Annotated in this window: 8 protein-coding genes; 3 read left to right on the plus strand and 5 right to left on the minus strand. The window is 70.1% G+C overall.

The features are described from left to right. Window positions 1–198: 198 nt before the first annotated feature. Window positions 199–2,037 (minus strand): CotH kinase family protein, encoded by a 1,839-nt coding sequence (locus D7W79_RS27645; RefSeq protein WP_120528391.1) that lies wholly within the window; start codon window positions 2,035–2,037, stop codon window positions 199–201. A 356-nt stretch (window positions 2,038–2,393) separates the two neighbouring features. Here D7W79_RS27645 and D7W79_RS27650 point away from each other — a divergent pair, with 356 nt between their 5' ends. Further along, window positions 2,394–2,864, plus strand: coding sequence for a hypothetical protein (locus tag D7W79_RS27650; RefSeq protein ID WP_120528398.1), 471 nt, complete (start codon window positions 2,394–2,396; stop codon window positions 2,862–2,864). 43 nt (window positions 2,865–2,907) lie between these two features. Here the strand turns inward: D7W79_RS27650 and D7W79_RS27655 are convergent, their stop codons facing one another. Beyond that, window positions 2,908–6,492 carry a TolB-like translocation protein gene (locus tag D7W79_RS27655; RefSeq protein ID WP_120528392.1) on the minus strand — a complete coding sequence of 1,195 codons (3,585 nt, stop codon included), beginning with the start codon at window positions 6,490–6,492 and terminating at the stop codon, window positions 2,908–2,910. A 183-nt stretch (window positions 6,493–6,675) separates the two neighbouring features. Between D7W79_RS27655 and D7W79_RS27660 the strand changes: the two genes are divergently transcribed. Next, window positions 6,676–8,124 (plus strand): LVIVD repeat-containing protein, encoded by a 1,449-nt coding sequence (locus D7W79_RS27660; protein ID WP_158617055.1) that lies wholly within the window; start codon window positions 6,676–6,678, stop codon window positions 8,122–8,124. Window positions 8,125–8,139: 15 nt separating this feature from the next. Beyond that, on the plus strand, window positions 8,140–9,228 hold the full coding sequence (locus D7W79_RS27665; RefSeq protein WP_120528394.1) for an EAL domain-containing protein: 1,089 nt from the start codon (window positions 8,140–8,142) through the stop codon (window positions 9,226–9,228). On the opposite strand, the gene D7W79_RS27670 is transcribed toward D7W79_RS27665, so the two are convergent. The 3 genes from D7W79_RS27670 to D7W79_RS27680 form a co-directional block, all read right to left on the minus strand. After that, the gene (locus tag D7W79_RS27670; RefSeq protein ID WP_120528395.1) at window positions 9,218–10,684 is read right to left on the minus strand and encodes a hypothetical protein; all 1,467 of its coding nucleotides are present in this window, start codon (window positions 10,682–10,684) and stop codon (window positions 9,218–9,220) included. The genes D7W79_RS27665 and D7W79_RS27670 overlap by 11 nt on opposite strands. A 91-nt stretch (window positions 10,685–10,775) precedes the next feature. Beyond that, window positions 10,776–12,095, minus strand: a complete 1,320-nt coding sequence (locus D7W79_RS27675) for a flavin monoamine oxidase family protein (RefSeq protein WP_158617056.1) — start codon at window positions 12,093–12,095, stop codon at window positions 10,776–10,778. Between the two features lie 130 nt (window positions 12,096–12,225). Further along, the gene (locus D7W79_RS27680) at window positions 12,226–12,837 is read right to left on the minus strand and encodes a hypothetical protein (protein WP_120528397.1); all 612 of its coding nucleotides are present in this window, start codon (window positions 12,835–12,837) and stop codon (window positions 12,226–12,228) included. Window positions 12,838–13,136: the final 299 nt, after the last annotated feature.

Consider the following 13,136-nt stretch of genomic DNA (forward strand, 5'->3'; position numbering starts at 1 on the left):
CGCCGAAGCCCGCGCCCGCCAGCACCCGCGCGAGCGCCAGCCCCGACATGCCCGCGCCAATGACGGCCACGCGGGGCAGGGGACCGGAGCGGCGCGGCAGCAGGTCATCCAGAACGCGAGAGGCGGGCATGGTCCGGGTACTAACCCGTCCCCGCCCGCCTCGCACGTCCTGCCATCAACCCGTGTCCGCGCGACGACTCAGCGCACCTCCCAGCCCTCCGCGCCGCGGGCGTAGTGCTTGCCAGCGGGCAGCTCGCCGTAGAACAGCGCGTCCTTCACGCCCACCACCGTCTTGCCGTCGAACAGGCCCACCTCGCCCTTGGCAGGGAAGGTGATGCCCAGCGAGGCGGCGGTGATCCGCACCGTCTGGCCCGGCGCCACTGTCGTGTTGCCCAGCACCGCGCCCGTCGGGGCCTTCACGACGGTGGGCGCGTAGCTCCCTCCCGCCAGGCTCACCCGCAGGTTCGTGGTCAGCGTCATGCCCTGGAGCGACACCGGCTGCGTGCCGTGGTTGCCCACCTCCACCCAGCCCGCGCGAGGGTCGAACGCCTCCATCACCAGCGTGGACTGCTGCGCCTTCAGCCGCTTCACCTCCGCCATCACGAAGTCGCGGCGCACCTTCACGAAGCGCTTCATGTACGCCTTGCCCGCGGCGAACTTCGCGTAGTCCATGTACGGGTCGGTCTTCATGGACGCGTCAATCAGCGAGTGGAGCTGATCGATGTACGGATCCATCACTTCCGGCGTGAAGAGCTCGTCCAGCGCCTTGTCCAGCCGCGACTCCAGCCGGGCGCGCAGCACCGGGTTCATCACCACGCGCGTGCCCAGGTTGGAGAACACCGGCAGGTAGCCCGGGTAGCTTCCCTGCTCCTCCTTGCGCTGCTGGTACATCTTCTCCACCCAGCCATCCAGCAGCGTGAAGTTGAACAGCGGGTGCTTCATGTTGCTCGTGGATCCGGACTGGTCCTCCACCGTGTTCGTGTACCACCAGCGGGCATCCACGTTGTTCAGGTCCCACGGCACGTAGCGCCAGCGGCCGGTGATCTGGTCGTGCATGAAGTAGCTCTCGGAGTCCTCCACGAAGTTGTTGGACATCAGCGCGTCCAACACCATGGAGCGCACGTAGGACTCCACCTCCAGGTTCTTCTCCAGCGCGGTGACCAGCTGCGGCTCCGGCGTGTGGTTGATGACGTCCAGCACGTCCCTCAGCGCGTCGTCGGGCTCGCTCTCGTTCGTCTTCTTCACCCAGTCGCCCTGGTAGGGCACCTTCCACGTCTTGAACTCCGTGTCCTTCCAGCCCGTGCGGTAGATGGTCGCGTCGTCATCCGGGAACTGCCTGGCCTTGAGGAAGGCCTTGTTGACCTGCTCCACCTCCAGGAACACGCCCTCGTAGTGGCCATTCACGTTGAGCCGCACGAAGGTCGCCTTCGACGCCGGCACGCGCATGGCCGCCAGCAGGTCGTAGGAGATCTTCTCCGCGATCATCGACGCGTCGGCGTACTCGGCGACGAGGTTGAGCGACGTGCGGCCCTCGAACTTGTCCTTGTCCGCGAAGCTGACGTTCCAGCTCTTCTTGGCGAAGAAGCGCGCCGAGGCCCCGCGCAGCCGCACCTTCACCGGGAACGTCTTGCCGCCCGCCTGGAACGTCGCGTCCTGCTCCTCCGTCCACGGGTCCTTGTTGAACTTCTCCATCGCCTCCGGAGGGATGATCAGCACGTACTCCGGCAGCGACGTCTGGACCTTCGGCAGCGTGAACGGCCGCTGCTCCTCCGGCACCGGCTGCGGATCCGTCCCGGCATCCGTGCTCCCGCCATCCCCGGGGCCCGTGCCCGCGTCCGTGGAGCCCGCATCGGGAACTCCCGAGTCCACCGTCCCGGCGTCCGTGGAGCCCGCGTCGGGAACCCCGCCGTCGTTCGTGCCGGGGTCCGTGATGCCGGGATCCGTCACGGAGGGATCGGTGTCATCGGGATTCGACGTGCCGCCGCCACAGGCGGCCAGCAGCATCGAGAGGCTGATCAGAAGTCGTAGACGCATCATCGACCGGGGGCTGAGCAAGCCGCATGCCTCCCTGCCACGGCGCCAGAAGGAACCCTCCCTGCCAGGGAAGGACGGTCGGGCAGGCGTCAGCAGGGCACGCGGACACCCCGGGGAAGGAAAACTCTTTCCCTCCCTGGAATGCTCGCTTGCCGTCACCCGGAGTCACCGACGGAGTGCGTAAAGCGCCCTCACGCCTGCCGGCCTGCTTCCCAGGATGGCGAGGCAGGCGTCATCACCTCCGAGGCGGGCAACCGGGCGACGGCCGCGGGAAGTCGCCCTGTGCACGGACGCGTCCGGCGGCCCTAGCTTCCTGGGAGCAGGCTGGAGGACGGCCCGAGTCCGTCAAGGGAGTGATGATGGAGTCCTGGAACCAGACCTCGACCGATGCCGTGCGCACCCACGCGCCTTCCACGGTGAACCGGCGCATCGACGCGCACGTGGAGTCGTGTGTCCGCTACATGGCGGAGCAGGGGGATCGCTCGGAGATGAGCCAGTACCTCGACAAGCTGGAGCACGAGTGGGACGTGCACCGGACCCTGGTCGTGGGCGTCTCCGGGGCGGCGCTGGCCAGCCTGCTGCTGGGCCGCAAGTCCGGCGGGGGCTTTCGCCTGCTCGGCGGAGCCGCCCTGGCCCTGCTCCTCCAGCACGGCCTCATCGGCTTCGGGCCCCTGTCCGCGCTGGTGCGCGGGCTGGGCGTGCGCACCCGCCGGGAGATTGATCTGGAGAAGTTCGCCATCAAGGCCCTGCGCGGGGACTTCGAGCGCATCCCCAATGACGGAGGGCCGCTGGCTCGCGCCAACGCCGCCCTCGTCGCCGCGCAGTCCTGACGGAGCGCGCCTCCCCGCGAGGAGGGAAGCGCGCCCCTAATCCTCAGTGCACCAGGGGCGTCGTGTAGCCGCCGCCCAGCGCGGGCATCAGCGCCGGCCCCGGCGTGGAGGACCCCGGCCTGCGGTCCCCCTTGGTGTCGAAGAAGCCGTTGAGGCCGGCGACGCCGATGGAGAAGTTCGTCACCCAGCCTTCGTCGGGCTTGCCCGCGGCGGCGTTGATGTCGAAGGGCCGTGCGAAGTGCAGGCGCAGCAGCAGGGGCCCCAGCGACAGGTTGAAGCCGACGACGGCGTTGAGCACGCGGTGGTCCCAGAGGTCCCTCGCGCCGTCGCCCACGCCGCCCATGTCCACCGCGGCGATGGCCTCCAGGTCGCTCAGGAAGGCCACCCGGATGATGTCGTTGAGGGGCAACTGCGCCTCCAGCGTGGAATAGACGAAGTGCTGGCCCAGGAGCCACCGCTCGTCGCCGAAGTTCACGCCGCGCAGGGTGTCGAAGCTGGACAGGTAGTAGGAGCGCGCGTAGCGGCCGCCCACCGTGGTGCCCGCGCCCAGGCGCGCGAAGAAGTTGGTGCGGCCGTAGATGGGGAAGTACCGCTCCGCGTCCAGGCGCAGGTTGCCGTACGCCTGCCCGTCGAAGGGCTGCACGCCGGCGGTGGCCTCCAACAGCACGGAGCTGCCCGAGAGCGGCCCCGTCGCGTAGTGGTACTTGATGCTGTCGTACCCGACGCGCCCGCTGAGCTCCGTCTGGAAGCGGATGTGCTGGTTGTCCGCGCGCCACGCGGACAGGAGCTCCTGGTTCGCCTCGTTGCGCTCCGGGAACGCCAGGTAGAACTCGTTGAAGTCATCCAGGAAGTACTTCGTGCCACCGATGCTCAGGTCGCCCTGGAGGTAGAAGAACGTGCTGAGCGGGTAGCGCACGCTGCCCAACGCGCCGAAGTAGCGCTCCGACGAGATGAAGAACGGCCGCTGGTTCGCCGGCAGGTTGTCGAACGTCTTGTCGATGCGGAAGCGCAGCGACTGGAACAGACCGCCGCCCCACGTCGCGCGCTTCTCGTCGTTGACGTAGAGCAGCAGGCCGTCCGTCAACTCGAAGGAGCCGTACACCGCCAGCGTGAGGACCACCTGGTGGTCGCGCAGCCGGTCCGACGCGGACGCGAACACCTGGCCCACGAAGCCGCCGCCACCCGCGCCCGCGAAGCCGAAGATGGGCCCCAGCTCGATGTTCTCCCGGGTGAAGGGGTTGTAGGTCAGCGCGTCGGTGAGCGGCTTGAGGGCGAGCGGGGAGGGGGGATCCGCCACCGGCTCCTTCGGGCTCTCCAGCGACAGCATGCGCGGCGGGCGCAAGAGGGAAGGCTTCCGCTCACCGCTCATGTGGAAGAGCATCCACAGGCCGCCGTCGGGGCCGGGGCCGGGCTCGAAGACGCCCGTCGTCAGGTCGGTGCGCCGCACGATGCGGCCGTCCGCCAGCCGCTCGTGCAGGTCGGAGCTGCTCTTGTTGTAGGCCACGAAGAACAGGCGGCCGTCGGGCAGCGCCAGCGGATCCGCCTCGTCGCGCTCCTCGCTGGTGAGGCGCTCGGCCTGGCCCACCGGCGCGTCCGCCTTGATGCGGAAGAGGTTGTACTTGCGGTGCGACGTCGCGTCGGACGTGTAGATGATGCCCGACGGGCCCCAGGTGAGCTGCCGCTCGGCGAAGACGTCGTCGGTGAGCTTGCGGATCTTCGCGTCCTCGCCCTGCGTCAGGTCCACCACGTACACGTCGCGCAGGCCCGCGTCGTTGATGCCGATGAACGCGACGTAGCGGCCGTCCGGGGAGAAGGCCGGCGAGTAGATGGCCAGCACGCCCTGCCTGTCGATGCGGTACTGGCGCCGGTCCCCCGTGTCCAGCTGCACGTTGAGGCCCACCTCCGTGCCGATGCCGGTGCGGATGGCCGAGCGTCTCACCAGCACGTCCGTGGCCCGCTTCTCGGAGATGTGCACGTAGTCCTGCACGTACAGCACGTCGCGCCCGGTGCGCTCCGCCACGAACGCGATCTTGTCCTTGGTCAGCGCGAAGTTGCGGCCGGACACCGGGTGCAGGGATTCAATGCCCGGCACGCCGTCGCCCGCCACCTTCACCGTCTTGCCCGGCGTGCGCGGATCCGTCAGGTACAGCCGGCTCTCACCGGTCTCCGGCACGATGGTGCGCAGCGCCAGCACGTTGCCGTCCGGCCCGCTGGCCATCGCGGTGACGATTCCCGGCGTCTCGTCCAGCGAGTCCAGCGCGGGCGCCGTCTGCGAGGAGTCCAGGTACGTCTTGAACGCCCGGCGCTTGAGCCAGTTCTCGAACCGCGCGGAGATGCGCTTGGGGTCATCCCCCGTCAGCCGCTCCAGCAGCTCCTCGAACTTGAGCGACGGCGAGTCGCGCGAGCCGCCCACCAGCCGGGGCGCCTCCTCCAGCAGCCGCTGGGTGATGCCCGCGCCGTACTCGTCCTCCAGGAACGCCACGCGCGCCTGGCCGACCTTGTAGATCCACAGGTAGCCGTACGGCCCGGGGGAGAAGAAGTCGAGGAACGCGTAGCCCTTCATCAGGTCCGGGTTCACCAGCAGGTCCCGCACCATCATCTCCGCCTCGGGGTCCAGCCCGCGCTTGGCGTAGAACTCCGCGAGGCCTTCGATGAACCACAGCGGATAGCCGCCCAGCGGATCCCCGAAGGTCTTCGCCTGCTCGGCCACGGTGCGCACCTTCTGGATGGTGAACTGGTGCGCCATCTCGTGCGTGCTGATCTCCTCGAAGAGGTGGTGGTCGCCCAGGTACGGCAGCGACAGCTTCAGGTCCTCCGTGGAGGTGACGCCCAGCGTGCCCTCGGAGACCGCGAACACGTTCGTCTGGAGGAACTCCGCGTAGCTGCTGTAGAGGATGTACGGGAACGTCTCCGTGGGGACGTACTTGAACTGATCCACCAGGTACCGGTACGCCTCCTCGATGATGGGGGCGGCCCGCTCGGCCACGTCGCGCTCGCGCTCGTAGAAGTAGAAGCGCACGCCGCCCGTCTTCGCGCCCAGGTCCTTCGCGTAGGTGTAGTTGAAGCCGCCGTCCGTGCCTCCCAGCAGGAGCGGCGCGCCGGAGAACACCGTGCCGCCGTCCCCTCTGGCCGCGCCCGCGACCGTGCCCGCGTCGCCCGTCGTGCCGCCGTCCGCCAGGGCCACGACGCCCGGGGGCGGGATGCCGCCGTCCGGAAGGCCCAGCACCGTCGGCGGGGCGCCCGCGTCCGACGCGCGCATGTCCAGCGAGATGCCGTCCGTCGCCGGCATCCGATCACCCGGGACCTGGGTGGGCACGTTGCCCGAAGGCGTGACCTCCGGGCCGCCCGGCGGGGACTGCTTGTCGCCCGTCTCCGGCGACGTGGTGGGCGCGCTCGGATTGGCGCCGCCCTGCGTGCCGGGTGGCTGATCATGCGCGGTGTGGTCGGTGGGCTTCGCCATGCCGGTGGCGGCGGGCCCCACGAGGATGTCGATGTGCCGCCACTCGAATTCGTAGCTGTTCACGGGCGTCTTCCCCGCGCGGCGGGGAACGACGAAGACCTGGGCCAGCGCGAGCTCCGGCAGGAGCAGGGCCAGCAGCACGGCGATGACGTGCGGACGGGGGTTCAAAAAGCACCTCGGTAAGGCGAGGAGACAGGCTGTCAGGGGCCCGGAGGAAGGCTCCCTCTCCCACCGGAAACGCACAAGCGGTCGTTTTGTTTCTTTGCGTTGCGGTGGACGTCCCGGGCCGCCCCCCTCTGCGCGCGCCAGGGGACTTGGCTCCGGTCGGGATGGCCCGGTATGGAGGAGGGAATGAACCGTTTCGCTCTCGTGGCCGCTACCGCGTTCCTCGCCTTCGGTTGTGGCAAGGACAGTTCCGATAACAAGGCCGAGTGTCAGGTTGAAGCCATCGACCTGACCGGTTGTGACCGGTCGACGTTGAGTGTCGTCCAGGCCGAAGGCATCTGGAACACCAACATCAACTTCGAGGACGGCTACACGGGCCCCTCCGCGATCCGCTTCTCGCCCGGGGATCCGCTGCTCATCGGCCTGGCGATGACGACGAAGCAGATCACCCCGGACACCTTCTACCTGGCCAGCGACGTGACGGGGTCGGACGGGTCGGCGGTGCGCTACGCGTTCGCGGGCTGCAAGGCCTCCGGTCCCGGCACGGTGCTGGGCGTGGCCCGCGTCTGCCGCAACGGGGCGACCGTGCGTCAGGGCACCTTCACCGCCACGCGCGTGACGCGGCGCGATGGCGAGTCCGAGTCCGACCGCGTGACGCTCGTGGGGCAGACGGCGCTGCCCCGCGGCGTGCCCTCCAGCGTGGTGACGGCGGGCGGCTACGCCTACGTGACCGCGGGCGACCAGGGCCTGTTCGTCTACGACGTGAAGGACCCCGCGCACCCCACGCTGGTGTCCGAGCAGAAGTTCCCCTCGGAGACGTACACCACCGCCCTCATCAGCGGCACGACGCTCTACCTGGGCACCTACGCCAAGGGCCTGCGCATCTGCGACCTGGCCGCGAACCCCGGGGTCCCGCTCTGCGACAAGACGTTCCTCTCGGACCTGGAGGTGCGGGTGGACTCCCTGGCGAAGGACGGCAACCTGCTCTACGTCGCGTCGCCGCAGCCCAAGTCGGACATCGTCGTGCTGGACGTGACCCAGCCGGCCGCGCCCACGCTCGTGGTGCGCTACACGGTGGAAGGCTCGTCCACCACCCTGGGCGAGTACCCCTACGCCCTGGCCGTGCAGGACGGCCGCCTGTACGTGAGCAACTGGAGCTACGGCGTGACGGTGACGGACCTCACGAACGTGGCGACGACCAAGGCCCCCAAGCTGCTGGGCCGCTTCGGCGGTCCGTCCACCAGCGCGCTGGCGGTGGGCAAGCTGGGGGACGCCACGGTCGTCTTCCAGGGCTCGGACGCCTGGGGCTCCTCGCTGCTCGCGCTGGACGCCACCCACCCGGAGGCCATCGTCCAGCGCGGGGAACTGGCGCTGCGTCCGGAGGCCTCCCTGGGGGGCATGGCGCTGTCCGGAACGACGCTCTACGTGGCGAACTACCAGGACGGCCTGCGCGTCTATGACGTGTCCACGCTGGGCACGCCGAAGGCCGCCGGGTACTTCAACACCTGGAACGAAACCGACGCCGGCCGGGGCCTGGGCTTCTTCGAAGGGCTCCAGGGCGTTCACGTCGCGGACGGGCTGGTGTATGGGTGGGACACGACGCGCGGACTGCTCATCTTCCGCCACACCCCGTGACGCCAAGGCTGTTTCATGACCCTGTTGAACGGATGTGGCCGCTGCCAGACCCTGCCCGAGACGCCCGACACACCGGGGCGCCTCTTCCTGTGGCCGCCGCTGGGCCACAGCCTGGGCAAGCTGGTGGCGCACCTGCGTGATTCGGGGGGCCGCTACCAGCTGCGCACCGACGCGCAATGCGTGGTGGTGGAGATGGGGGAGGGCGGCCTGCGGCAGCTCTCCTCGCACCTGCCCAACGTGCTGACGGCGGAGGAGGTGCGGGGCACGCGCGCCCTCTTCATCGTGGGCGACGGCGAGCCGGGCATGGCGGACTTCCCGCGCGTGGACTCACTGCAGCGCCTCACCACGCTGCATCAGTCCGGGTGGCTGGTGGACATGCTGGCGGAGTCGCGGCTCACCACGTTCTTCCAGCCCATCGTCCACGCGCAGGACACCTCCCGCATCTTCGCGCACGAGGGGCTGCTGCGAGGGCGAGACCGCAACGGCTCGCTGGTGCCGCCCAACCGGCTGTTCGACACGGCGCGCGAGGCGGACCTGCTGTTCCAGCTGGACCTGGCCGCGCGCACCACCGCCATCCGCGAAGCGGTGCGGCACCAACTGAGCACGCACCTCTTCATCAACTTCACGCCCACGGCCATCTACGACCCGGCCTTCTGCCTGCGCTCCACCGTGGCCGCCATCCGCGAGTCGGGCATCCCGGAGTCGCACGTCGTCTTCGAGATCATCGAATCCGACCGGGCCGCGAACGCCGCGCACCTGCGCTCCATCGTGGACTTCTACCGAGCGGCGGGCTTCAAGGTAGCGCTGGACGACCTGGGGGCGGGCTATTCGTCGCTGAACCTCATCCACCAGCTCCGGCCGGAGTTCATGAAGCTGGACATGGAGCTGGTGCGAGGCGTCCACGCGGACCCCTACAAGGCGTCCATCGTGGAGAAGCTGCTGGAGATCGCCCGGCAGCTGGGCATCCAGACCGTGGCCGAGGGCATCGAGACCGCCGAGGAGCTGTCCTGGGTGCGCCGGCACGGCGTGGACTTCGTGCAGGGCTACCTCATCGCGAGGCCCGCGGACGCGCCGGCCCGCACCACCCCGCGCATCACGGATTGAGCAGGGAGTTGGACGTGCCCGAGCGCTCCAGGCTCGCGGCGCGCGCCAACTGCAGCATGTAGCCCGCGTTCTGCAGGGCGATGCGCGCGGCGTAGATGTCCCGGCGGCCGGCGGCGTCCCGCGCGAGGGCGATCTGCGCGCGGATGCGCTCGGCCTGGACCACGACGGTGCCCTGCCCATCTGTCGAGGCGCTCTGGTGCACGGCGGAGAAGTCCTGGTCGGCGATGCCCAGTGCGTTGTCCACGCCCAGCTCGCCCTGCTCCAGCGCCTGATCCGCCGCGAGCATCCACTGGCCGCCGGACTGGATGCGCGCCAGCCGCTGCTGCCGGCTGCGCTCGGCCTGGTAGGCGCGCTGTTCGTGAGTATCCACCTGGGACTGCACGGCCTGGGTGCGCTCCGTGGCGCGCGTGTCGCGGGCCTCCAGATCCTGCTCCAGGTCCGCGACGCGCTGGCGCAGGGCCTTCAGTTCCTCGTTGGCCGCGTTGGCGTTCGAGGCGGTCCCTTGCGCCTGCGGCTGGGCGGACGGGACCTGCGTCGTCTGATCCGAAGGCGTCACGGCGGACGTTCCACCCTGGGCCGGCGCCGTCGTCCCCGTCGAAGGCGCAACGGTGGAGCCCGACGGAGCGGCGGTCCCCGTCCCCGCGCCACCCGTGGCCGGCGGCGTGGTCGGAGTCGAGGCCCCCGTCGTGCCAGAGGCTCCCACGTTGCCCGTCGCGGCCCCTGGGGCGGTGGTGCCCGTCGTGCCGGCGGTCCCCGCGCCACCGGTAGCGGCTTCGGGCGCGGCGGTCCCGGTCCCCGTCGTCCCGGCGGCACCCGAGCCACCCGTCGCGGTGCCCGGCTCCTGCACCGTCACGCGTGATGAATCCAGCGGGGGCACACCCGAGCTGCCCGACGCGACATTGCCCGGAGCTGCCGAGGACGACGCGCCCGTGTCGTAGGTGCCACCGAAGCCCGGGGCGTTCGCGCCCGTGGGCCCGGCGGTCGGCGACGTCCCAGCCGCGCCCGCGCCGGTATCGGACTGTCCCGCAGTGGTTCCTCCCTCGGTCGAAGAAGTGCCTGCCGCGCCCGCGCCACCCGTGCCCGACTGGGGCTGGGATTCAGCCGTCGCCGCCGGTTCATTGGATGCGGCCTGCTGGTCGAAGACCGTAGGAACGGGAGGAGCCACGTACTTCTGTGACTGCTGGACCGCGACCTCGCCCGAAGTGACCGGCGCGCTGCCATCGGGCAGCATCGGCGTCAGCGTGCGGTAGTTGCTCTCGGTCGGGTCCGACGGGTTCTGGACGACATAGCCCTGTGGAGGACGCGCACCGTCCAGGTCGTCCGCGGCCTGCTCGTAGGCATCCTGCAGCGCGGCGGCGGCAGGGTCCCTCACGGACGGGTCTTTCGGAGGCAATGGCTCCACCTCCACCGTCTGTCCAAGGCTCAATCCCGCGACGATGGCAATCCAGAGGCGCATGCCGTGAACATGTCCACGCGCGAACGCTGCCACATCGCGGCCACCGCCCCTCCGCCCGCTGGCCCGCCTGGAGGGCGACGGAGGCTCAAGCCTACGAGCGCCGGGCCAACAGCTCGTCCGCCGCACGCCGACCTGTCTCGAGCGCCCCATGCACGGTGCCCTCATCGCCACCCGCGTGAGTGGCCTCACCCGCGAAGAAGAGCGTCCGGCCCACGGGCGTGGCGAGCGCTTCGACCGCGTCCATCGCCCCCGAGGGAATGACCGCGTAGCCACCGCGCGTGTACGGCTCGCCCTGCCAGTCCTGCACGTGCCACGCCTCCAGCTGTTCGTTCAGCTCTCGCACGGAGCGATGGAAGAGCTGCGACAGTCCCTGGAGCGCGCGTCCCAGCACCGCCTGGTCGCTCAGGCGGGACAGCGACGCGGCGGTGGGGCCTCCACTCCAGCCCACCAGATGCCGGGTGCGCCGGTGGGGCGCCAGCGTCCACCACGTGGAGAACGGCGTGGCGGGCGCATGGAAGAAGCCGAAGCGAGCGGTGGCCTCCTGCTCCCGCCAGAATGGCGTGCGGAAGCGCAGGAGGATCTTCACCAGGGCGCCCATCGCCAACCGGTTCCATGCGCGCTCCTGCGCCCGCACGCGCGGCACGAAGCGCACGGCGCCAGGGGCGGGGGGCTTCGCCTGCAACACGCCCACGGGCAGCGTCACCACCGCGTGCCTGGCCTGGAACGTCCCAAGCGGGGTGCCCTGCCGCGTCCGGGCCCGCACACGGACCGAGCCCGGCTTCCAGCGCACCTCTTCGGCCACGGCGTTGAGGAACAGCGTGTCCGGCTTCGCGAGCAGCTTCGCGGCCATCGCGTGCAGCACGCGGTCGTACCCCTCCAGCACGCGTGAAGGCGTCGTGCCTCCGGACGCCTCCGCGGTCCGCTCCATCCGGGAGATGGCGAGCGTGCTCGCGACGTCCGGATCCGCCGCGTAGAAACCCCGGACATACGAGCGCGCCATCGCGCTCACGACGGGCGGCCACTTGTGGATGCGTGCCTGCTCCACCACCCAGTCCGCCATGGGACGGTCGGGCGCCTTCGCCGACATCAGGGGCTCCTGAAACGCGAAGGCCTCCTCCCCGTCGTCCAGCTTCCCCCGCCACAGGAGCGCATGCGTGTCGTTACAGGGGCTCACCGTCAGCCCGGCCCGGTGGATGCGCCGCAGCAGCGCGGCGGGCTTTCCGTGGACGAACTCGGCCCCCAGCTCCAGGGGCACATCCGCCACCGTGTCCCGGATCGTCGCCACGCGGCCGCCCACGCGGTCGCGCGCCTCCAGCACGATGACCCGCAGGCCCCTGGCCATCAATCGTTCGGCTGCGGCGAGCCCCGCGGCGCCCGCGCCCAGGATGACGACGTCGGCCTCGTGATCCATGCCGCTCCTGCTCCGCCCGGGCGGAGTTCCCATCACGGAAAAGACGCCCGCGGCCCACCCGACGAACGGAGGGCCGCGAGCCGGTGCCCCCCTCCCAGGCGGGAGGAGGACAGGGGAGGGGAGAGGCGGGCTAGTACGTCTTCGGCGAGCTGCTGGAGCCCGTGCTGGAGCCGGTGTCCGGGTTCATCGTGGAGTCGTTGCCCTGGCCCATGTCCTGGTTCTTGTCATCCATGCCCGAGCCGCCCGCGCCCTGGTTGATGGACGAGTCCGGCGACATCGCGTCGGAGCCCGAGCCGCCCGTGCCCTGGCTCGGCGAGATGCTGGTCGCCATGTTCTTCTCGTCCTTCACCTGGAAGCTGGCGCGGATCTCCTGGCCCTCCTTCAGGCTCTTGGCGTTCTTCATGCTCGGGTCGGTGAACTGCGTGTTCTTGTCGATGTCCAGGGGCACCACCGCGCCGCCGGTGCTGCTGATGTAGACCTTCTTGCTGTCGCTCTTGACGACCTTGCCCGTCAGCTCGTTCGAGCCCGTCATGCTCGACGAGGACGAACCCGTCGAGTGCGCGGCGGACGACCCCGAGCCGCCGATGGCATCGGAGCTGCCCGCGCTGCTGCCGGACGAGCCTTGCATGCTGCCCGACGACGTCGACGGCTGCTGCGAGCCCTGCGTCGCGCTGTCCTGGGCAAAGGCCACGCCCGAACCCAGCAGCGCCACGGACGCGAAAACCCCAATGAGCTTCTTCATGGAATCTCTCCCGGATGATGTGAGTGGGACGGGGTGTCACCTGGGCGGCCCCCCGCTGGGAAAAAGCTAGGGGTGATGGGTGTGGGGGACAGGTCGGAGGGAGAAGACCGTGTGCGTGCCCGTTCGCTCCCCGGCCCGTGGGACGTGGCCCGGACCCGACAACCGGCGCTCCAGCCGCCGGGTGGGGTGCTTGAAGCCAATTCCGGATTCACCTAGCGTGCTGGGGAAAGAGCGGAGGCTGGCCGCACGGCCTGCTCCCCGCCAGGAGATCGTGACCTCGATGCCCCCGCCCGCCAGGC

Origin of the sequence: Corallococcus exercitus (assembly GCF_003611585.1) — a bacterium.
GTDB classification, from domain to species: Bacteria; Myxococcota; Myxococcia; order Myxococcales; family Myxococcaceae; genus Corallococcus; species Corallococcus exercitus.

Bases quoted from the DNA above. Each gene is read 5' to 3' on its own strand.
- D7W79_RS27670 (WP_120528395.1), bottom strand. From the start codon at position 10,684: ATGCGCCTCTGGATTGCCATCGTCGCGGGATTGAGCCTTGGACAGACG.
- D7W79_RS27675 (WP_158617056.1), bottom strand. From the start codon at position 12,095: ATGGATCACGAGGCCGACGTCGTCATCCTGGGCGCGGGCGCCGCGGGG.
- D7W79_RS27645 (WP_120528391.1), bottom strand. From the start codon at position 2,037: ATGATGCGTCTACGACTTCTGATCAGCCTCTCGATGCTGCTGGCCGCC.
- D7W79_RS27665 (WP_120528394.1), top strand. From the start codon at position 8,140: ATGACCCTGTTGAACGGATGTGGCCGCTGCCAGACCCTGCCCGAGACG.
- D7W79_RS27650 (WP_120528398.1), top strand. From the start codon at position 2,394: ATGGAGTCCTGGAACCAGACCTCGACCGATGCCGTGCGCACCCACGCG.
- D7W79_RS27680 (WP_120528397.1), bottom strand. From the start codon at position 12,837: ATGAAGAAGCTCATTGGGGTTTTCGCGTCCGTGGCGCTGCTGGGTTCG.
- D7W79_RS27660 (WP_158617055.1), top strand. From the start codon at position 6,676: ATGAACCGTTTCGCTCTCGTGGCCGCTACCGCGTTCCTCGCCTTCGGT.